Here is a 21,607-nt window from a genome sequence, read left to right as displayed (position 1 = left end):
AATTCGGCATCAACGTCAACATATCGTCATAGGGGGCGCGGCACGATGTGAGACCAGGGTGTTGGAGCTGATGCGATTTTGACCCAGGTGCTGATGAATCGCCGACCGTATACCAGTTGGCAAAAATAGACCGTAGTAAAAGGTCTACTACGCATCAGTCTAGGTCATTGCAATTTCGGCAAGTGGGTCAACTCCATATCACTGAAAACAGCCTATGGTTGCTTTCTGAGACCTTCCACTTCGACCTGCAGCAGTTTGGATTCTTTAAGTAGCTTATTCATCATGTCGAAGCAGCTCAGTCTGTAGCCATGTATTTCTTTGTCTGTGAATAGCTGCTTACCGTTCAGATCCCAGGTTTTCCGGTCATTATTTGTTGCTATCGTGCATCTCTCTGCCTCGCTCGACCAGAATTTTATTTCTTCAAACTTTGCCGCGGCTTGTATGCTAAGGATCTGAGCTTTTGCTAGCGCCTCTTGATGTTTGGCGCTTTCTTCTAAAGCGCTCTTCGTTGCTGATAGTTCTTCTTTTTGACTCAAATATGCTTTTATTAAAAAATACAATGCAATAAGCGAAGTTAATGGGTTAATTAAGCCGCCAAAGTAATCGCCAATGGTGCCCCAGTCGCCTGGAGACTTAGAAAATGGATAATCGTGCAAATTAAATATGTAAACTCCACCCACTGAAGCGATGTAGAAAACTATAGCCGCCCACATCCATTTTTCATTCCATTTCATTGTTGTGTCTCCAATTTAGTCAAGGCAAACGTTATAGTCGATTTTTAGCTGGGTTGGCTTTGAGTAACTTCCTAGTAGGGCTTCTTCACCTACTCGAAGCTTAAAATTTTCGGCGTCAGAGAAAAGATGTTGACTTATCAGAATGTGCCTAGCCAAAGGCATATCGATTCCGGGTAGAAAGCGTGCGGTGATGCGGCTTATAGGTGAGCACTAAAAGCTGATCAGTCTCAGGCCACTCTCAGTATCACTCTAGGTCAGGGAGAAAACGCCGCGGTTCGGCAGGCTTCCTCTTTAGCTTCTTTTTGCCAACCTCTGTGGCCTTGGCTCCTTTCTTAGAAGCACTCGGCTGCACCAGCATCACCGTGAACCTTTTCACTCCCCGTTCTTTGAGGAAGGCCGCTGCCAGGGTTAGATTTTTAAAGACCCTTGGGCTACCGCGCTGGGTGAACAGTGTGTGCTGCAGACCTGAATGCCTAATCTGGAGGGTGAAGCCGGTCGCCTGAGCTACGAACCGGACTCGACACTCGGAGACCCCCAGATGGTCATGCAGCTGACCTTCGAGGATCGACAAATCACGACCAGTCATATCATTTCCTTATTTTCTATTTCAATATTCCATTGTCACCAATCAAAACATCGATTTTGATTTATTTCAAACACAGTTGAAAATACTAATAATTTTCCTAGAAAATGCTCTCAATACCCTGAGTTTCGTGGCATCCGAGCCTATATCAAATTCCGCCTATATCTAGATACAAGTTGCCGAGTACAAGTAAATTTCAGCTCATCGAAGGTAACGGAGCCTAATTCCATGACTGACTTGATCCTCCTGGTCGACAAAGCGATCACGACCGCCCCGCTGAATCTCTCCCTGTGCATCGCACTGGTGTTGAGCCTGGCTTTGATGAGGAACCACTAATGAGCGAATCGGAGAAACCCAAGCCTCGCTGGGCAAAGATGCCAAATCGGTGGGCGATGTCCGGGGGCTTGAAGAAATTTGGTGAGGTGGATGGCCAGGGTAAGGTCGACACGATCGCGATAAATGCGTCGCTGGCTTCGCTGAAGGTGTATCTAGCTATCTGCACACGGGCGGACTATCACAGCGGGATTGTGAGGACGACCTACCCTGAGCTCTGCGCTTTGGTAGGTCATTCGCGGAACGTAGTGGCACGCTCGCTGCGGGTACTCGAGGAGGGGGGACACATCCGCCGCGATACGGCTCAGCCACGCGGTGGATCGCGGATCTACGTTGAGCGCTGGATGGAAGATAAAGGCTTCGCAAAGATTCCGAAGAGCTGGCTGTACCAAGGTCGGGGGTCGAAAGATGATCGGGCGAGCAATCCGCCCGAGGAAACCCTGATAAAGCTCAAAGCCTTCACCTTCGGCAAACGTCTTTCGCTGCAGGCATTGAAGATCTACGTGCTGCTGCTGGCCATGCGCAACCGTGACTTTCCGAACGGGGACGGCTTGACCTTGATCACGTATGACAAGATCTCCGAGTACACGGGCGTGAAGCGTCATTCCGTGAGTCTGGCCATCAATCTGCTGATGGAGATGAACATGATTTCGTTCCGCTCCGGCGATCCGAACACCTCCGACTTTCTAGACTTTGACCGGACGAACCGCTACCTGATCAAAGGTTTCAATCTGCGGTATAGAGAGCAATCTGCCGCCAAAACCTCCGGCACCTCAGAGCTGCCTGATTCGGCGCAGGCGTCGGCTACTGCCATTTAGAGCAGGAGACGGACCATTTATGGCATATTGGCACCCTTTGAATGAACCGCTGGCACCAGGGAAAGGCATGGACACAATCGTCATTCGGTACTTTGAGCAGATCAAAGACCTGGCCACAGGGACAATGAGCGTGTCCCCCTTGGGCAAAGAAACTTACGAATCCATTTCTGAGGCGCTCATGCCTGGAAGTGGTACGCACAAAATCTTCTGCATCAAGAAATTCACAGGCGTCGCAAACTACCGCTGGTACGTGGAAGGGGTTGCACAGCTCACGACTACAGGCGTTGTTCCTGCTGAGTACTCGGTGACGCTCAGTAAGATTTTCATCACGGTGCCTGAGGAATACCTGCAGCAGACCCTGAAGAAAACTGGCGCCTCCCTGAACCGAGTGATTCAGTTCGGGACTATTGTGGAGGTCGACTATGGCTTCATTCAGACCATTGGCCGGGAAGACGGCGCTCTCCGGACGAACAAACGTTACTGCGATACCTTGCAAAAAGGCGAGATGCATAAGCGTAGGCTGGCAATCGTCGTGCGAGCCAACAGAGGGGTATGTCAGGTTGTCCCGGTGACCTCCGATTCACCAGGCATCGCTGACAAGACGAGCTTTCAGCTTTCGCGACCGACCCTCGACCAGCTGACGTTTTGGGGCTCTAGCGGAAAGGACAGCTGGGCAATTTGCCAGATGGTGGAGTCGGTATCGGTCAGCCGAATCCTGCCGCCAGTTACTGAATACCAGGCACGTGGGCAAACCCGTCGAGGTCGTAACACTCACTATACGTTGCGTCTTGCCGAGGCAGAAAAGGCCCTGCTGAGGAACTCTCTGCTTCATAGCATCGGGGTCACAGACTACCAGCAGACCAAGACCAAACTGAGCGAAACCCGCGAACAGCTTCAAGAGCTCATTGCAGCCGCAACCGACCTGGAAGCGGCAAACGGCCGTATAGCCGCGCTCGAGGCCGAACGAAAAGAGTTATTGCTGTACCAGGAGGTTGCCGTGGATTGGGGCAAAGGGTTCGGAGAAGGTCAGCTCGAAGCAGCTGTCGGTGATTTGCGAGAGCTATACGAGACGATGGCTACCGAGGGTTCGCCTGAGAAATTGACCGCCTAATCGAATGTCAGAAGCGTCAATCTAATTGACAAAGTGATTAGCGATCAGTAATCTTCTTAGGAACGGCGGGGAATGCTGGAGCAGTACCGGAACCTCGCGACGGCCTTAGGGCATATACTGCAGAAGAAAACGTTTTACAAAAAACCGCCTTTTTGGCGGTTTTTTGGTTTTTGGGTTCGCCCACCGTTACCTACGTTTCTTGATCAGATCTAGCAGCAGCTGTGTTGGCACCGATGTGGAATTAACCTAGTTGCCGAGGGGCCACTGACCCAGCCTGATTCTTCCCGACCATTGCCTGTGCTGGGTTTATGCCGATCTGGAGGTGGGTTAGTCTAGCGTCGGCACATAGGTCAATTCGGCATCAGCGTCAACACCGCTCCCGTTTGCTCGGGAAGAGGTGCATTCGTGAGGCCGTGTATTCCAGTTATATAGGTCTTTACGTCGACGAGTAAGTTCTTCGGCACGCGTGCTTCCTATTGCTAAAAGTAGTGAAATCCCTGCCGTGCCTGAATCAACAAGGAATGCTGCGTAGCCAGGTATGCAGATGTCGACATTCATCTGTCCCTCTTACCAATGATCTCCCGGCTCTCCATCCTCTTGGCTTAGTACTAAATGACCGGGCAATGGCTGAGCCGTTTTATGCCGACCTATGCGGTAGTGAGCGGTGGTTTCATTGACCGCCCAATTCTCATTTCTCGCCGTCGTGTGTTCGGGCATGAGGTAGTTGGCATATACCCAGCGTAATCGGGAACCTTCTGGATCAAATCGCCACATTTCGAAAGTATTGCGTGCATGACGCTGTTGATCCACAGAATTGTTACCAAGCGCCTCGTAGCCCACATGCACAACGCCAGGGCAATCAGTAGGTAATTGCTTGGTGGCTTTTGCAACAAGAGCCCTAAAGTGGCGTGCCTTGCTCTCCGCTGCCTCAGGCGATCCACTCCGCCAGCTGACCACACTGGCTTGGTTTACCCAGTATGCATGGAGTGGGCGCTGCGGAGATGGCTCCCACAGCGCCTTAACGCTGTGGTCGAAATCCTGCCGATACCGCCCTGCTAGCAACTCAACCATTCTGCTTGAGCCATAGAACACATCATCGTGCTGCAACACCTGCTGGAGGAGATCAAGCCGAGCGTCCAGAATGAAACCGATAGCGATCTCGTCCTCCCAAGCACGCGAACTCGGATCGGATAAACAATCGCGCAACCTGTTTACTAGATATCCCATGGGGACGTCTTTTAGCTCGACTAGAAACATCACCTCACAGATGACTGACAATCCAAGCTGTTCGGATAATTCGTGTACAGGCTGCGCCAAAACCAAGGCGTACTGATACTCCTGCTCCTCATATTCGTTTCGGTTTACCCGCTTGCATTCCGCCGCCCACCGTCGCCGGCCATTGGTGACCAGCAAATCCTGGGTTTTCGCAACACCCGGCTGTTCGGGAACAAATGTGACTGTTTTCCATCCTCGGCTTTTGTAGGTACCGGCAACAAGAACCTCATAGAGCCCTGCATCAGGCTGGTTTTTACCTTTAGTCATTAATGTCTCAAGGCGGTCTTCAATGCCAACAACATGAGATAGCTGCGGAAGCATTTGACCCAGCCGAGCGAACACCGGGCTAATCCTGAAAGCATCAGGCTCGAAGTAGTCATGTCGTCGACCAGGGGAAGCATATGCAGCAGCCTGGAAGAGGTACCAGAAGATTGCGTCGTCCGGATCAAAAAGGGGCTCAGGATTGCCTTGCGCCCAAGCTCTTTTACCCGCTTCGAATCGTTCCCTAACTGCATTCATACGCTGCGACCAAACAGATTCCGTCACCGTGCCCCGGAACCAGTCAATTACGCGTAGGGCAGAACCATCCGTCCAATCATGCCCATCGCGTTGAGCAATCCACATCGGATGACTCATTCCCCCCCCTTATATGAATCGCCCCAGATCGCTACTAGCTCATACCGAGAAGCGCCTTAAGCCTATCCCATGTCACGCCAGTGAAGACACCTTCAGCGCCGATCAATGCTGGGCTACGATCACCTTCTTGCCGATCCAACTTAAAAAAATGCTCACCTTCCATGAACTGAGGTGCGGCTTGGACTCGACGTATTTCCCTGGAAAAAAGAAGGCTATGTGCGTAGAAGAATAGCGCGGATCACGGGCTTGGGCGGAGCCACACAAGCTAGAGATTCGATCAAGCGCACCCACGTCTAATTCACTAGGAAGGAGAGCAACTTATGATTGAACCTTGGCAAAAAAGTCGTACCCCAGAACTGAAGAAGCTTCTTGACCAATTCAATGCGCACACACCATCGAACCCAGACGACGACCCAGACCTTTCTGGCAATGAGTTCCTTTCTGCGACAGACGAAGAGTCCCGCGAGTTGATTGCAAAGATCCATGATGCAGGGGAGGTTGCTTTGTTCGATCATGCTGGTCGCAAGCAAGGGCAGACCCGTGCTGCACTTGTTCGGGCGGGACATTGCGTATCGGTGGTCGGGGATCCAAACGACGAAGACGATGCTACCAAAACCACTATACAGCTCCATACCAACCACGGCGCAATTACACTTGTTTCGCCGCTGGTTGGCCGTTAGGGGGTGATGGCACAACCCAAGTTGTACCTTGGGCTACACGAGCACTGGGCTGCATGCTTGCCGACAGTCACAGACACGATGGAAAACCGGGCAACCCACTCCCCCAGTGTGGCGGAATGGGACAGTTCGCTAGGTTTATCAACGAGTTACGAACTCACTGAAAAATCAATGAGTATTGAAAATCGGTATCAGGCTGCCCGTGATAAGTTTTTCTCTGAAAACCCTCGCGCGCTCACTCAGATTGAATCGTTCAAGCCATTCAACGGCGTGAGGCATTCTCGGCCGTCATACCGCCATTGTGCTTGCGCTCGGCACATGTGCTGGTTTTTTGAGAAAAACAATCATTAATCAATAGGTTAAATGCTATCGACAGACTTTATTTAGTAGGTCTGGCTCCAAAACTTCAAAAAATGTCGTTGCGACAGACTTTATTTTTGATTGGCCCGCTGATTAGCTCCCGGGATTGCTGGGCTCGATCCGACAGACTTTATTCCGTAGGATCAAACCCCCGTTCTTCGGGGGTTTTGCTTTTTCAGGCTACCGAGCATCGGGTCTTGCCGTTTCTGTGGACTAATTCCGGGAGTATTCCCCTGCTTTACCCCTAGAATGCGCCCTGTGGATAACTAGCCAGGGAATGCCGCCGCCATGAACATCGAACTGCTGATCGCCGGTATCGTCGTGCTGATCATTGTCGTCGGCCTGGTCGGCTGGCTGGTGGGGGTCTACAACGGCCTGGTGATGCGCCGCAACGATGTGGATAAAGCCTTCGCCAACATCGACGTGCTGCTCAAGCAGCGGGCAGACCAGATTCCCGACCTGATGCGCGTGGTGCAAACCGCCATGAACCATGAGAACGCGCTGTTCACCCGCCTCAGCGACGCCCGCACCGCGTACCTCAACGCCAGCAACCTCACCGATAAAGTCGATGCCTCCAACCAGCTCAATACGGCGCTCAAGTCGGTGATTGCAGTGGCCGAGAATTATCCGACGCTGATCTCCGGCCCCAACATGGTCGAGTTGCAGCAGGCGATCTCGGCGGTGGAGGAACGCATCGCCGACCGTCGCGAGTTCTTCAATGAGTCGGTCAACCTCTACAACATCGCCATCGCGATTTTTCCTGATCTGTTCTTCGCCAAGATGCTCGGCTATCAGCGCATTCCGCTGCTGGCCATCAGCGCCGAAGAAACCCGCTACGACGGCGTGAAGCTTGAGGTGCCGGGGGCATGAAAACCACCCAGGCAGGGGTTGTCACAAAAAAACCAGTGTGGAAAACCCTGGTGGCACTGGTCTTTCTCGCCGGCTTTATTGGCCTGATGGTCTACGCCCCGACGATCCTGGTGGCGCTGTTTTTTCCTGTGTGCATCCTGATCGGACTGCTGGCCAGCTTCGGCCCCAATTTCTATCGCACCGAACAGCGCCTGGCCACCAGCCAGATACGCTCATTGGCCATGGGGCTGGTGGAGGTGAACGGCAAGGTGATCGTCGACACGCCCCTTATCTCCCCGGTCCACGGCAAGCCTTGCGCGGGTTACGTGTGGGTCATCGAAGAAGGCACCAAAGACAAGGATGGCGATTGGAGCTGGAGCCAGGTCTCGGCCGAGGCTCGCTGCAATGACTTCCGCCTGCAGGACGCCACCGGTGAAGTGACAGTGATTGCCGAGGGTATCGACCTGTTCGGCAAGAAGCGCCCTGACGACCATGAATGGATCAGCAGCTCCCGCCGCCAGGGCGAACTGCTCCTCACCCAGGATATGCAGGTGATGCTGATTGGCGACGCCTGCGAACGTGCGGGCAAGACGGTGATTGCCCAGGGCCGGCAACCTGACGCGGTGTTCGGCCTGGCCGAGACCAAGGAGGTGGAAAACCGCCGCGTGCTGGCGCCGCTGTGGCGCGCCGGTGGTTTCTACGCGGTGGTGGTGGGTTTGATCGGCGTCGGCATCATGGCCATGACGCCGGAACATTTTGCCCAACTGCATTTGCCGGGCCCCGCCACCTACCAGCAAATGGCAGAGCTGAATCCCGCCTATCGGTTTCTGGCCTGGTTGTACCGTGACAATGGCTTCGTGATTCCTTTCATGGCCGCGTTTGGCTTCTTGCTGACGATGTTTGTGGTGTTGCTCGCGCTGCGGCTCTTGCTGCCCACGGGCATGCGCCTGGCGGTAGGCCGCGTGCTGGGCGCCTGGATGGGCCTGGGCATGGTGATTGGCGGCGTAGTGACCTTGCTGCTGGTGGTGGCCCAGGTGGACACCATGAAGGTGTTCCTGGTGTGGATGATGATTCTGCTGGGTACCCTGGTGTTTTCGATCTTTGAGCAACGCAAGCTGGGGGTGGCGTACAAGCATTTCGCAAAAGATGCCGGCACTGCCGGTTTAGGCGAGGAGGACGCCTGATCAGGGTACAAACTCAACCTTCAAGCCTCGGCTGGCGCTGCGGCCCTGATCGTCAGTCACCCGCAACCGGTACTCCCCCGACTTACCCGGCCGCCAGTTCAGCGTGGTTTGCGGCGGGCCCTGGCCGATCAGGGTCTGGTCGGCGAACCAATACAGCGTCAGTGCATCACTGGCCGCGTTGGCGTTCAGCGGGATGCTTTCCTGGGGCTGGGACAGGCGCAGGTGGTAGCTGACCTGGGTCAGCGGCGAGCGAATCTGTGGCGCTTCGCTTTGATCGCCGACACGGTTGGGTTGGCAGCTTTTCTGCACATTGGGCGGCGTACGCCGGGGCAGTCCGGCGGCGCGGAACAGCCGCTGCACATCGCTGGGCCAGAACTCGAAGACTTCTTCACGGGTGTACTGCGGGTCGAACGGCGGGCACGCGGCCTTGCCGGTGCGGGTGTCGATCAGCACCGGGCGGTGCAGGTTGGACACCCGAATCGGTGACACGCCGGGGATGTACCAGGTCTTGCGGGTACGTGGGCACCAACGGTTGGGCAAGTCACCAGAGGCCGTGCAGACGTCGATGCGGATCAGCCCGGCGGGCGGCTTGTCGGGTTTGATCACCACATTGGGCAAGGCCAGCGGCAGGGCGTCGGCGATACGGAAGAACAACGGTGCCGCAGTTTTCGCACCGATAAACTCAGGATTCGGACGGCCATCGAAGTTGCCCACCCACACCACCAGCACGTACGGGCCTACGAGGCCGGCGCTCCATGCATCATGAAAACCCCAGGACGTGCCGGTCTTCCAGGCCGTACGCCAGTGGCGCCCCGGCAGCCCGTCCGGGCGCGGGTTGCGCCGCAGCATGTCGCGCACCATAAACGCGGCCTGCGGCGTGAGTAGCTGGGCGCCAGTGGTTTGCGGCTGTTCCTGCAAATAGCGCAGCGGCCGCAAATGCCCGTCACCAGCCAGCATCACATACAGCCGCGCCAGCTCCTCGGGCGTCATCTCGCCGCCGCCCAAGGCCAGCGCCAAGCCGTAATGGCTTTCGCCGCGCAGGCCCTTGATCCCGGCCCGTTGCAGCAATCCGTAGAGTGACGGTGAGCGGGTCTGGCTGGCCAGCCACACCGCCGGAATATTGCGGCTGCGAATCAGCGCGTCGCGGGCTGTCACCGGCCCGACAAAACTGCCGTCGAAATTTTCCGGCTGGAAGTAGCCGAAGTTACTCGGCATGTCCTTGAGGATGCTCATGGGGTGGATCACCCCTTGGTCCAGCGCCAGCCCATACAGGAATGGCTTGAGGGTGGAGCCCGGCGAGCGCCGCGACAACACGCCGTTGACCTGGCCGTGGATGCTTGTGGATAAGTAGTCTGCCGAGCCCACCAGGGCTTTTACGCTCTGGTCGCGGCTGTCGATCAGGATCGCCGTGGCGTTTTCCACACCGCTGCTGCGGCGCTCGGCGATGAAGCCGGTGATCAGCCGTTCCAGCAATTGTTGCAGCGCCAGGTTAAGGGTGCTGTTCAACTCATTGCCGGTTTGCGAGGCCAGCAACTGTTCGCTCAGGTGCGGCGCGAGAAACGGGATCTGCTGGCGGTTGCGGGCTTCCAGCGGCAGGTCCAGCAAACTGTCGTTACGCGGGTCCTGTGGATAAGTTTCCCGCCAGTCGGCCATCAGCCGTTGCCGGGCGGTTTGCAGGGAAGGCCCAAAGCGCGCCCGACGACCCGGTTGCTGGGGAATCACGGCCAGCGCGAGGGCTTCAGACAAGGACAACTGCGCCGCTGACTTGCCAAAATAGATCCGGCTGGCCGCTTCGGCACCTTCGATATTGCCGCCCATGGGTGCCAGGTTGAGGTAGGCCTCAAGGATGTCGTGCTTGCTGTAACGCGCCTCCAGCCACAGTGCCAGGGCCATCTGCTGCAGCTTGCCGGGTACCTGGCGGGTATTGAGATCCCACAGGCGCCTGGCCAACTGCATGCTCAAGGTCGAGCCGCCTTGGCGCTGGCCGCCGCTATAGGTGGCCATGGCCGCCCGCAGCAACGCCGGGGGATTGATCCCCGGGTGCCAGTAGAAATTGCGGTCTTCCTTGAGCAGCAACGCCTCCACCAGTGACGGAGAAATCCGTTCCAGGGGAAGCCACAGGCGATATTGCCCGTCAGCCGCCAGGGTCATGCGCAGCAGCGAACCGTCATCGGCCAACACCACCCGTGAGGAGGTGGCTGCCTGTTCCAGCGGCGCGTGGGGCCACAACCGTAGCCCCGCCAGAATCAACGCCGCTGCCAGCAGCGGCGTCAGGCTTTTAAGGCTTGGTAATTTCAAGCTGGCCTACTTTGCCGCGTCCTTGCAGGGTGGTTTCGTACATGCCCTCGGCGTAGGCCGGTGGCGTATTGAAGGTACCGGCGTTGGTGGCGCGCACGCGGTACACGAAGGTGCCTACATCCCGCAGCGCGGTGCCGTACAACACCACTCGGTCATCACGCACGTCGACGTAGTCCGGTTGCCAGTTGCTCAAGTCGGTCTCGCCAATCGGCGCCTGCCAGGCGTCGGCTTCTTCGGTGTCTTCGCCGGTTTCAACGTACTCCGAATCGTCGCCTTCGCTTTCCTCGGTGCTGGCCGCTTCCGGCTCCGGCGGCAAGTTATACACAGGCTCGACGCCGCCCGGCAGCAAGTCGACTACGGCCACTTGCTGCACCTGATCACGGTCGGTGGCGCGCAAGCGCAGGCGCACCAGGAACTCATCGCCTACCGCGACCTTGCTGACTGGATTGCCTTTGAGGTCGAGGTATTCGTGGATGATTTCCAGGCCGCTGTTGATCGGCTTGAGGTTGGCGCCCTTGTCATAGCCCGCTTCGCTCAGCATGTAGAACGCCGCCGGGCCGTCGGATTTTTCCATCTGCAGTTTTTGCGTACCGGCAGGCACCGCCGCACGTGGCGGTTGGCCGGCCATCTGCAACAACTGTTGCTGCTTGTCGCTGAGCCATGCGGTGGCCTTGAGGGTCATGTCGCTTTGGGCGCGCTGGCCGTAATTGTCCAGGGCCCGCAGCAACAGTGCCGCCGACAGCGAGTTGTAGCGTTGCTCGTTGAGACGCTTGCCGAGTTTATCCAGCAGGCTTGTCGGCACATCGTCGAGCATTTCCGGGAAGTGCCGCGCGAGCAAATGCAGGTGCTCGGCGTCGTGTACCAGCGGGTCGTAATACAGGCCGTCGCTGTTCCATTTATCCGACAGGGAAAGCCACGGCACCTTGCGGAACAAGGTATCGGCCTGGCGATCCTGCTTGAGCAGCTTGTAGCTGGCGGCCAGGTACGCCGCGCCAATGTCGTTCTGCCAGGTGTCCTTGAAGTAGCTTTCGTAGCGCTCGCGGATATCGCTCAAGGCGCCGCTCACCAGAATCCCCTGACGGCTCAGGAGGTAACTGGCATAGGCGCGGTTGCGCAATTCCGACAGGCCTTCGCTCGGGCCGTTGGCCAGGTCGGTGAGGTACGCGTTGGAACGTTGCAGCAGGTCTTCCGGCACCGGCAGCCCGCGCTCCCTGGCTTCGATCAGGAAGTCGGTGGCGTACAGGCTGGCATACGGCGCCACATCCGGGTTGGCCGCCCACAAGCCGAAACCGCCGGCCTGGTTCTGCCGTTGACGCAGCATGCGCACCGCACCGCTGAAGGCCTGCTCGGCCTCCGGCGCGTTACCACCCCAGATCAACGCCGGCATGGCCTTGGACACCAATTGCTCGGTGCAGGCGTAGCCATAGTCATCCAGGTAATGCTTGAGGCCGTTGGCCCATACCAGCGGCGAAGCGGCGACGCCCAACTGCACATCGCGCAACTGGCTGAACAGCTCGCGGGTCGGTTTCAGCTCTTTGCTGGCGCTGTCGAAACGGCCCAGGCTCAGGGCCACCCGATGCTCGCTCAAGGGTCGGATCGATGTGGTTTCCGCCACCTGGATACGCTTGCCATCCGGCAGCACCGCGACGAAGCGCAAGTCTGCCGAGCCGAGGGTTTCGCCTACCTTGATCTTGAACTCGGCGACACCCTCCTTGCGCGGTTGCAGGGCCAGGGTGCTGGCCTTGTCGCCTTGCACCTGCAGGCCATCGCTGGTCTGCACTTCAAACTTCACGTCCGCCGCCGCGTCCAGGTTGCTGAACACCCCGGCGCTGACGCTGAACACATCCCCCGGTGCGACAAAGGCCGGCACGTTCGGCGTGATCACCAGCGGCCCGCGCACTTCGGTGTTGGCCTCGCTGACGCCCACGCTGTCGCTGTCCACGGCCACCGCAAACAGGTGCAGCTTGCCATTGAAGCTGTCCGGAACCTGGTAGTGCAGCACGGTTTCACCGGCCGGCAAGTCCACCAGGCCAGACCACCAGGCCACAGGCGGCTGATGTTTACGCTTGAACGGGTTGAGGTGGTTGGCCAGGGCGCCTTCCGTATCGCCACCCGGCGCTGCCCCACTGAGCAGGCGGCTGAATTCCGGCAGGATCAGGTCAAGGATCTGACTGGTGCCGACCTCCAGTGCACGCTTCTGGAAGAAGAAGCCCAACGGGTCCGGCGTCTGGTAGCGCGCCACTTGCAGGATGCCTTCGTCCACCGCGTAGACCACTGCGCGGCCAGGGCGGTCGGCGTTGACCTTGATATCCAGGGTCTGCCCCGGCTCGATCTTCGCCGGACCTTCGACTTTCAGCGCCATGCGCCGCGCGTCGAGGTTGATGCTGAACGGCACCACGCCGTAGGACAGCGGGCTCATGTAGACCTCGGACGAACCAATGTCCCGTACGAACTGCACGTTGACGTAGGCATTGCCCTCAAGCCCCGCAGGAACGCGGATGTGTTGCACGCTGTTGGTGCTGTCGGCCTTGAACCACTGCTGGGTGTAGACCTTGTCCCGCTCGATGGTGATCAACCCGGCGCCGGTGTACGGCGCGCGAATGCTGATGGCGATCTCATCACCGGTGGCGTAGCTGCGTTTATCCAGGCGCAGTTGCAGTTCGGCGTTGCGCTCCAGGGAGCGCGAGGTGTTGCCCCGGCCGGCGACGCTGTAGTCGATCTGGTTCAGCAGGTTGCCGTTGGCGTCCTTGAGTTGCAGGGTGAAATCGCCCGGGGTGCCGGTGTTCAGGGTTTGCTTGGCGCCGTCCTTGGTCATCACCAGCGGCGAGGCCGGCTGGCTGATGTTCTTGATGCGCGACTCGTATTTGTAGGTGCCGTTGGATTGCTTCACCAGCACCGAGACGTAGCGGTGCTCGACCACTTCACTGGTCAGGCCGTCGACTGCGACTGGCGTGAGGTCTGGCGCCACGGCCAGCCATTGCACTTCACGCGGAGCGTCCTTGGCGACGAAAGACAGCGAATCCTTGCTCTTCACACCCACCAGGTACGGCGCCGCCGACACCAGCAATGCGCTTTGTGCGGCGACGTTGCGACCGCCTTCGGCTTCGTACACCTGGGTCATCACTTGCAGGCGGTAGGTGCTGTTGGCGAAGCGTTGCAGGTTCAGGTCCAGCACCGCCTGGCCATTGTCGTCGACGGTGGTTTCGGCCAGGTCTTCGGAGCTGGCTTCTTCCAGCGAGTCATTCAGGCGGAAGCGGTAATCCGGGTAGCGATCAAAGGCCGCGAGCGTCGGGCTCAGAGACATTTTCGCCGTGACGCGACGACCCGCGGCCGGAGCGCCGAACAAGTGCATCGCGGTGACCTTGGCCACCACCTGATCCGGCGGGATCCAGCCCAGCACCGGTGTATCGTGCAGGCTCAGGCTGACTTTCATCCGGTCCGGTTCAAAGTCGCGGACCTTGAAGTTGACGCTGCCCAGGTCGGTACGACGCTGCTTCTCACCGATCAGTTGCAGGGTCGCGGTGTAATCGCCGGATGGCGCTACTTCGCTGCTTGGGAAATCGAAGGTTTCAAAACCGCTGGCCGACAGTTTCAACGGCTGGCGAATCACCTCAAGGCCACGGGGGTCGGTGATCTGCAACTCAACCGGCAGGCCTTGCAGGGCGCCTTTCCAGTCGCCGCTGCGCACGATCATGCCCAGGTGCGCGGTCTCGCCGGGCCGGTACAGGCCGCGATCGGTAAACAGGTAGGCGCTGAGGCGATTGATCGCACCGTCCTCTTCCAGGCCGCCTACATCAAAGCGTGACAAATCCAGCTGTTGCGACTGACGGGCAATCGGCAGGAAGGATTGGTCATTGCCGCGACTGACCACATACATCAACGGCGTTTTCTCACGGCGCAATTCATCCAGCTTGGCGAAGTGCGCGTGACCTTCGGCGTCGGTATGGCCGCTGGCGACCGACAAACCGTTGCGGCCGATGATATCGACCTGGGCGTCGGACACCGGCGAGCCGTTGCCGATGGACTGCACGTACACATCGTGGCTGCCATCGCTGGAGCGCTTGGCGATGATGCCCAAGTCGGTGACCACGATGAAACGCAGGTCGCTGGTGGTGTTGCGCGAGTAGTCGAAGGTGCGATCAGCCGGATCGTCCTGCGGGCTCAGCTTGAGCACAAAAATCCCCCGGCGGCCGCCGTTGGCCGTCAGGTAGCTGCTCAGATCGACATTGTCGTAGACGGTTTTCGACGGGTCGCCAGCCGACAGCGGAATGTCCAGGCTCTGACGCTCCACCATCCGGTCGAAGTAGTCATTGGCAAAATTCGGTCGGGCAAAGCTGCCGCTGCTCTGGTCCACCAGGTGTTGCAACTGGTTGGGCAGCAGGCGCGCGATTTCCACATGGGCGCCGGGTACGCCACGGGCCATGAAGCCCAGGCGTTTTTCGCCGGTGAGGCTGAGCAGGGCGCCGTCGGACAGGAACTGCAGCGTGCGTGGATAAGCCGGCATGCTCACGAGAGAGGCTGTCGGATTTTTCGCCAGGTAGCCGCCGATGGCTTCCAGGTTGGCCGGCACCCGCACATACAGGGCGCGGCCCGGCGGGGCCTTGAACTTGAAGGCGTGCAGGGTATTCAGCGGTTCGACGCTCGGCACGTGGGTCAGCTTGACCTTGGTGCTGCTGGCCAGCAGTTTGTCGTCGATGTCTTGCAGGTTCCAGGGGCGGGTATCGTCCTCGGCTTTTTCCGGCAGCATCCAGGCCTGCACCTTGTTGGCGATGGTCTCGTCGGCCACGGCGCTGGAACTGCTGAACATCAACACCGGCTCGGGTTCGCCGCGCTCGTTGTCGACAAAGCTGACTTCGGCGCCGGTAAAGGTCAGGCGATAGCGGCCGGGCACGGTGACTTCGGCCACCAGCGGCGCCGAGCTGGGATTGCCGCCTTCACGGGCCTTGAGGCCTTCATCGAGCTTGGCGCTGACCGGGGTGCTTTCCAGTGGGGTGGCCAGGGCGGCTGAGCGCACAAAGGCGTTGAGCTTGTGTTCGTCGAAGGTGATTTCCGGGCGATTGGGCAGTTGCGCATCGCGGTAGGCCAAGCCTTTGCCGAGGGTGACCGAGGCACGTTTGCGTACGCTGTCTTCGTCTACCGGGTGGGAAAAGTGGAAGGTCGCTACCAGCTGTTTCTGCGTCGGGTTGCTCGGGTCCTGGTACAGCTCGTTTTGCGTCAAGGTGGCGCGGAACGGCTGGGTGGAGAATTGGCTGGTGTATTGGCTGAGCAGTACGCCGTCGGCCAACAGGGTTTTCTTGGCCAGGTCGATGGTGTAGTGGGCGTCGACGGGCCAGTCTTTTTCCGGGGTGAACACCAGGCTGCGGTCATCCGCCCAGCGCCAGGCGCCGGCGATGGCAGGCTTGAGGGTGATGCCTTCGGTTACCGGCTTGCCGATGGCCGCCAGCGGGGCCACGGATTCGGCGAAGCGTACCTGCAAGTTATCCACAACCGGTTGCGGCTGGGTGTAATCCGTCAGGTTGGGCTTGTGCAGCGAATAACCCACGGTGTGGGGCTGTGGCAGGTGGGAATACCAGTGCCAGCCGTAAAAGCCCGCGGCCAGCACGAGTACCAGGGCCAGCGCGCCGCCCGCAGCCTGGCGCGGATAAGCCCGGGCCTTGTGGCCGACGTTGACCAGGCCGTTGCCTGTGGCTTGCAGCCAGCGCGGCGGCTGCCACTGGCCGAACAGGCTGCGCGCCAGCCATCGAACGGCGCTGAACAGGACACTCACCACTGAGATCAAGGCCCCGAAAAAACGGCGGCTGGTCGCTTTTAACGAATCAAACATGGTGAGCATCCCTGGCAATGTGTCGCGTATCTTACACGTCTCTTTGATACAAAAGATGACGGCAAATGCGCCGCAAAGCTCAAGCTTGCTGTACGAAGGTGAGGCGTATCGCAAAACCGATCAAAAGACTGCCAAACAGCCATTGCTGAAGGCGCTGGGCGGACGGGCTGCGTTCCAGCCAGCGGCCGATTCTTGCGCCGGCCAATCCATAGCAACTGTCGAAGCCCAGGCCGACCGCCACCAGAATCGCCCCCAGCAGCGCAAACTGCGCCGTCACCGATGCGCCATGTGGATCAATGAATTGCGGCAGCAGCACGGAGCAGAACAGCAGCGCCTTGGGGTTGAGCAGGTTGGTCAGCAAACCCCGCTGGAAGGCTTCGCGCCAGGCATGCGCCGGCGCCGTGCTGTGCCCGGCGTTCAGGTTGGGCAGCAGGTTTGAGCGCAGGCACTGCACGCCGATCCACAGCAGATACGCCGCACCGCCCAGGCGCACCACATCGAAGGTCCAGGGCGCGACCTTGAACAGGGTCGCCAGGCCCATCCCCGCCAGCGCCACGTGGCAGGCTCGCGCCAGGCCCAAGCCGCCTGCGGTTGCCAGTGCCATCGCCTTGCCCTGGCGGGCGCCGGTTTGCAGCAGCAGGATCATGTCCGGGCCGGGCAGCAGGTACACCACTGCCAACGCGACTAAAAACAACCAGAGTTCTGCCATGTGCCTGCCCCTTGCGGTAGGTGATTCGTAGGGCAATTTTAGAGGTGAAGGCCGGGGCAGGTGCTTGCGTAGTCAGCCGGAAAAGCGTCTAGTCTTGGCACAATCTGCCACTTTTTTCGGGCGAAACATTTCACTTATGCCAAATCTGAAGCTGGACGCATTTGACCGCAAGATTCTTGAAGCCCTGCAACGGGATGGCCGGCTGAGCAACGTGCAACTGGCGGACGAGATTGGCCTGTCGGCCTCGCCCTGCTTGCGGCGTGTGCGGCTGCTGGAAGAGGCCGGGGTGATTCGTGGTTACCAGGCAAGCCTGGACCGGGATGAAGTCGGGTTGGGGCTGACGGTGTTTGTCGGGGTGAAAGTGGAGCGGCATAACGACGAACAGGCGGAGGCGTTTCGGTTGGCGGTGACGGCGCTGCCCCAGGTGATTTCGGCGTTTCTGGTGTCGGGGGAGTCGGATTTCCTGCTGCAAGTGGTGGTGCCGGACTTGCGCGGGTATGAACGGTTCCTGACCGGGAGCTTGTTGAAGTTGCCGGGGGTGAGTGATATCCGCAGTAACTTCGCGATTCAGACGGTGAAGACGCCCGGGGCATTGCCGCTGAGTCACCTTCCCGGCTAGATCGTTCCCACGCTCCGCGTGGGAATGCCGCCCTGGACGCTCCGCGTCCGCTCTAAAAGTCGTGACGCGGAGCGTCACCGGATGCATTCCCACGCAGAGCGTGGGAACGATCAGATAATGACGCCGGGGGCATCTTCCCGGCTGGTGATTTCTTATTGTGGTAAGGACGCTTGTTGTGGCGAGGGAGCTTGCTCCCGCTGGGCTGCGTAGCGGCCCCAAAATCCTGGGAGCGCTGCGCACTCCAGCGGGAGCAAGCTCCCTCGCCACTGGGGTTGTGTGGATTTGGGGAGGGAGGTGGTCGTCAGGTCCACCAGTAGCGCACGAGATGAAAGAAGATCGGCGCGGCAAAACACACTGAATCCAGCCGATCCAGCATCCCGCCGTGGCCCTCGATCATGTGCCCCCAATCCTTCACGCCCCGGTCGCGCTTGATCGCCGACATCACAATCCCGCCCGCAAACCCCAGCAGGTTGATCAACAGCGCAATCAGGAACGACTGCCAGGGATTGAACGGCGTGGTCCACCACAGCGCCGCGCCGATCAGGGATGACAGCAGGATCCCGCCGACAAACCCTTCCACGGTTTTCGATGGCGACAGGTTGGGCGCGATCTTGTGTTTGCCGAACAGCTTCCCGCACACGTACTGCAACACGTCCGACAGTTGCACCACGATCACCAGGTAGGCAATCAGTAGCAGGTTGCGGCCTTCGTAGCCGACGATATCCAGGGTCAGCAGCGCCGGCACGAAGGACACACAGAACACCGCGATCATCAGCCCCCATTGCACCTTCGACGCCCGTTCCAGGAAGTGCGTGCTGTCGCCGCCCAGTGACGCGAGGATCGGCAGCAGCAGGAACACGTACACCGGGATGAAGATCGAGAACAGCCCGTACCAGTCGAAGTAGATCAGCAGGTATTGCAGCGGCAGCGCCAGGTAGAAGGCCGCCACCAGCGCCGGGTAATCGCTTCGCCGGGTCGGCGTGAGTGTGAGGAATTCCCGCAGGGCATAGAACGACACGGCGTAAAACAGCAGGATCACCGCGCCGGTGCCGAGCCAGAACGCCACGCCGATCACCACCACCATCACCCACCACGCATTGATGCGGGCGTTGAGGTTGTCGATCACCGCGTTGGGTGTGCCACGGGTGCGCAGTTTGAGGATCAGGCCGATCAGCGAGGCGAGCACGAGGATCGCGCCGATCCCGCCGAACAACATCAGGGTTTGGCTATCCATCTCAGGAATGCTCCGGGGCAAGGGCGAGCAAGGCGTCGCGGGTGCGGGCGAGGAACAGCGCCTTGTCTTCGCCGTCCTCCAGTTGCAGCGGTGCGCCGAAGCTGGTGGTGCACAGCAAGGGCAGCGGCAGCACACGGCCCTTGGGCATGACCCGGTTGAGGTTGGCGATCCACACCGGGATCAATTCGGCTTGTGGATAACTCTTGGCCAGGTGATACAGCCCGCTTTTGAACGGCAACAGGCCGTCTTCCAGGTTGCGCGTGCCCTCGGGAAAGATGATCAGCGAGTCGCCGTTTTCCAGGGCCTGAAGCATCGGCGCCAGAGGGTTATCCACAGGGTCCTTGCGCTCGCGGTCGATCAGCACGCCGTTGAACACCCGGTTGATGATGTAGCGGCGCAGGGCGCTGGTGTTCCAGTAGTCGCTGCCGGCCACCGGGCGGGTGAATTTACGCAGGTTCTGCGGCAACGAGGCCCACAGCAGCACGAAATCGCCGTGGCTGCTGTGGTTGGCGTAGTAGATGCGTTGCACCGGCACCGGCGCGCAGCCAAGCCACAGGCTGCGGGCGCCGGTGACGGTGCGGGCCATGGAGGTAATCAGGGTGGCGACCACAGGTTCGAACATGAGGATTCCTTATCCGGCGAAGGGCAGCCAGGGGCTGGCCAGGATGACGGCCACGGTCAGCAGCACTTGCGCCGCCAGCAGGTAGGCTTGCTTGCGCAACAGTTTCAGGGCGCCGCGACGGCGCTCGGTCCAGGGGCGGCCTGCGCGTTTGGCGGATTGCAGGCCAAGGGTTTGCATGGCCTGGTCGAAGTCGGGCGTGCGGTCGGTGTCGCGGGCGAGCAGGGCGAACAGGTCGGCGTCGAAGGCCACCCGCAACGCCCAATATTTTTCCAGCAGCCCGAGCACAATCATCCACAGGCTGAGGATCAGGCAGACCGGCGTGATGCTGGCCATCAGCAGTTGAGCGAGGCCGAACAGTACGCCGAGCAAGGTCAGGCCTGTGGATAACTGATCCAGGGAACGGCCCCGCCGCAGCAGGCTGGCGACGACCTGTAATTCCATATCAGCGGGCATGGGCTAAACCCTCCAGGGCTTCACGGTGCGCGGAATGCAGGACCACACGTGGGCGTGCTGTACGAATAATAGCCACCGCCTCGTCGACATTGCCTGCGCGCCCGGTATGCAGCAGCCATGCAGCCACGGCGGTGGCGCTGCGTGAGTAACCGAGGGCGCAGCACACCAGCAAGGGTCCGGCTGAGCGTAGCCGCTCTATCGCTTGGGCGGCTTCCACGCATTGCGCTGCAGTGGGCGCCGTCAGGTCGAGCACTGGCAGGCTGTAATAGGCGCGACCCTGTGGATTAATCGGCAATTCGGCGCACAGATCGACCACCGCCTTGAATGATCCCAGCTCGCCGCTGGTGGGAATTCGCCCCAGCCAAACGTTATCCACAACCTGATCGGGCTGTGGATGTCTACGTGTCCACAGGCGGGAATTGATCCAGGCGGCCACCAGATAAGGCGCCAACAACCAGCGCGCCGCCGGAGTGAGTCGTCCGTCGGCGCGTTTCTGAAATCCCGCAACGCCCAGTACCAGGTAATTCGCCTTCATCAAGCCAAGGGATACCGCCGGCCAAAGCAGCCACAACCAGCCGCCGCCAAGGGAAAACGCCAGGATCAAACACACCAGCGACCCGAAGCCATAGCGCAGTCCCAGGCGCCAACGCTGGCGGTCCCTGGTCAGCTGGGCATTCAGCAGCGGGCTCGGATGTTCCGGCGGCCACAGCCACACGCACATCCAGCCGGCGAGGGCGCCTGTGGGTAAGTCAATAAAGTGATGTTGATAAGTGGTCAGCACCGAAAGGCCGATCAACGCGAACCAGCCATGCACCAGCCAGCGCCACAGGCCCTGGCTATGCCGCTGATACATTATCCACAGCACCACCAGCAGCGCGATGTGCAATGACGGCGCCTGGTTGAACGGCTTGTCGAACCCGGCGAGTACCGCAAACAGCCAGCCAAACACGCCGTCCAGCGCCGGCCTTTCAAAGGTGAAGCGCAAGGGCCAGATCAGGAAGCAGGTGACGGCAATCACTTGGGCCGTCAGCAGGCGCAAGGCATGTTGTTTCAGTTCATGGCGGGTGCTTGGCAGTAGCAGGGAGAAACCGTAGAGCAGGTCGATCGACCAGTAGGGCACGATGGTCCAGGCCCAGAACGGGATATGGGTTTCCCAGCCGAACACCATCGTGCCCACGTCGCTGCGCTGGCTGGTGACCCACGTGGCAAAGCCGTAGGTGCTGAAAAACAGCGGCGCCAACAGCAGCAGCCACAGCACCGCCGGTTTCAACAGGCCCGGTTCACGCAT

At 59.4% G+C, this 21,607-nt stretch carries 16 protein-coding genes; 6 read left to right on the top strand and 10 right to left on the bottom strand.

Features of this window, described 5'->3' with window-relative positions; genetic code table 11:
* Positions 1-212: 212 nt before the first annotated feature.
* Both HX815_RS09195 and HX815_RS09190 read right to left on the bottom strand, forming a co-directional pair.
* On the bottom strand, positions 213-734 hold the full coding sequence (locus HX815_RS09195) for a hypothetical protein (RefSeq protein WP_177028094.1): 522 nt from the start codon (positions 732-734) through the stop codon (positions 213-215).
* A 244-nt stretch (positions 735-978) separates the two neighbouring features.
* Positions 979-1,320 carry a hypothetical protein gene (locus tag HX815_RS09190; RefSeq protein WP_057438326.1) on the bottom strand — a complete coding sequence of 114 codons (342 nt, stop codon included), beginning with the start codon at positions 1,318-1,320 and terminating at the stop codon, positions 979-981.
* Between the two features lie 332 nt (positions 1,321-1,652).
* Here HX815_RS09190 and HX815_RS09185 point away from each other — a divergent pair, with 332 nt between their 5' ends.
* Both HX815_RS09185 and HX815_RS09180 read left to right on the top strand, forming a co-directional pair.
* Positions 1,653-2,468, top strand: coding sequence for a hypothetical protein (locus HX815_RS09185; protein WP_174519160.1), 816 nt, complete (start codon positions 1,653-1,655; stop codon positions 2,466-2,468).
* Between the two features lie 67 nt (positions 2,469-2,535).
* Positions 2,536-3,579: a type II toxin-antitoxin system PemK/MazF family toxin gene (locus HX815_RS09180; RefSeq protein WP_177028093.1), complete on the top strand. Its 1,044-nt coding sequence runs from the start codon at positions 2,536-2,538 to the stop codon at positions 3,577-3,579.
* 567 nt (positions 3,580-4,146) lie between these two features.
* On the opposite strand, the gene HX815_RS09175 is transcribed toward HX815_RS09180, so the two are convergent.
* The gene (locus HX815_RS09175; protein ID WP_177028092.1) at positions 4,147-5,490 is read right to left on the bottom strand and encodes a hypothetical protein; all 1,344 of its coding nucleotides are present in this window, start codon (positions 5,488-5,490) and stop codon (positions 4,147-4,149) included.
* A 320-nt stretch (positions 5,491-5,810) separates the two neighbouring features.
* Here HX815_RS09175 and HX815_RS09170 point away from each other — a divergent pair, with 320 nt between their 5' ends.
* The 3 genes from HX815_RS09170 to HX815_RS09160 all read left to right on the top strand — a co-directional run bounded on the left by HX815_RS09170 (position 5,811) and on the right by HX815_RS09160 (position 8,560).
* Entirely contained in the window at positions 5,811-6,170 is a 360-nt protein-coding gene (locus tag HX815_RS09170) for a hypothetical protein (protein ID WP_144432002.1), read from the top strand.
* A 645-nt stretch (positions 6,171-6,815) separates the two neighbouring features.
* On the top strand, positions 6,816-7,397 hold the full coding sequence (locus HX815_RS09165; RefSeq protein ID WP_177028091.1) for a LemA family protein: 582 nt from the start codon (positions 6,816-6,818) through the stop codon (positions 7,395-7,397).
* Positions 7,394-8,560: a hypothetical protein gene (locus tag HX815_RS09160; RefSeq protein ID WP_177028090.1), complete on the top strand. Its 1,167-nt coding sequence runs from the start codon at positions 7,394-7,396 to the stop codon at positions 8,558-8,560. Before HX815_RS09165 ends, HX815_RS09160 begins: the two co-directional genes overlap by 4 nt.
* Here HX815_RS09160 and pbpC read toward each other — a convergent pair whose 3' ends face one another.
* From pbpC to HX815_RS09145, 3 genes are all read right to left on the bottom strand, one after another.
* On the bottom strand, positions 8,561-10,858 hold the full coding sequence (pbpC, locus tag HX815_RS09155) for a penicillin-binding protein 1C (RefSeq protein ID WP_177028089.1): 2,298 nt from the start codon (positions 10,856-10,858) through the stop codon (positions 8,561-8,563).
* Positions 10,839-16,682 (bottom strand): alpha-2-macroglobulin, encoded by a 5,844-nt coding sequence (locus HX815_RS09150; RefSeq protein ID WP_177028088.1) that lies wholly within the window; start codon positions 16,680-16,682, stop codon positions 10,839-10,841. Before HX815_RS09150 ends, pbpC begins: the two co-directional genes overlap by 20 nt.
* A 79-nt stretch (positions 16,683-16,761) precedes the next feature.
* Positions 16,762-17,391 (bottom strand): LysE family translocator, encoded by a 630-nt coding sequence (locus HX815_RS09145; protein ID WP_134327568.1) that lies wholly within the window; start codon positions 17,389-17,391, stop codon positions 16,762-16,764.
* Between the two features lie 145 nt (positions 17,392-17,536).
* Here HX815_RS09145 and HX815_RS09140 point away from each other — a divergent pair, with 145 nt between their 5' ends.
* Positions 17,537-18,010, top strand: a complete 474-nt coding sequence (locus HX815_RS09140; RefSeq protein WP_032899927.1) for an Lrp/AsnC family transcriptional regulator — start codon at positions 17,537-17,539, stop codon at positions 18,008-18,010.
* A gap of 301 nt (positions 18,011-18,311) precedes the next feature.
* On the opposite strand, the gene HX815_RS09135 is transcribed toward HX815_RS09140, so the two are convergent.
* From HX815_RS09135 to HX815_RS09120, 4 genes are read right to left on the bottom strand one after another with little or no spacing between them, the layout of a single operon-like run.
* Positions 18,312-19,244 carry a phosphatidate cytidylyltransferase gene (locus tag HX815_RS09135; protein WP_063033761.1) on the bottom strand — a complete coding sequence of 311 codons (933 nt, stop codon included), beginning with the start codon at positions 19,242-19,244 and terminating at the stop codon, positions 18,312-18,314.
* 1 nt (position 19,245) lies between these two features.
* On the bottom strand, positions 19,246-19,866 hold the full coding sequence (locus HX815_RS09130) for a 1-acyl-sn-glycerol-3-phosphate acyltransferase (protein ID WP_003213522.1): 621 nt from the start codon (positions 19,864-19,866) through the stop codon (positions 19,246-19,248).
* Between the two features lie 9 nt (positions 19,867-19,875).
* Positions 19,876-20,319: a hypothetical protein gene (locus HX815_RS09125; protein ID WP_003213520.1), complete on the bottom strand. Its 444-nt coding sequence runs from the start codon at positions 20,317-20,319 to the stop codon at positions 19,876-19,878.
* On the bottom strand, positions 20,309-21,607 hold the full coding sequence (locus HX815_RS09120) for a phosphatase PAP2/dual specificity phosphatase family protein (protein WP_177028087.1): 1,299 nt from the start codon (positions 21,605-21,607) through the stop codon (positions 20,309-20,311). Before HX815_RS09120 ends, HX815_RS09125 begins: the two co-directional genes overlap by 11 nt.

This window comes from Pseudomonas sp. E6002 (assembly GCF_013385565.1).
Classification (GTDB): Bacteria; Pseudomonadota; Gammaproteobacteria; order Pseudomonadales; family Pseudomonadaceae; genus Aquipseudomonas.
This window is presented reverse-complemented; position numbering and strand designations above follow the sequence as displayed.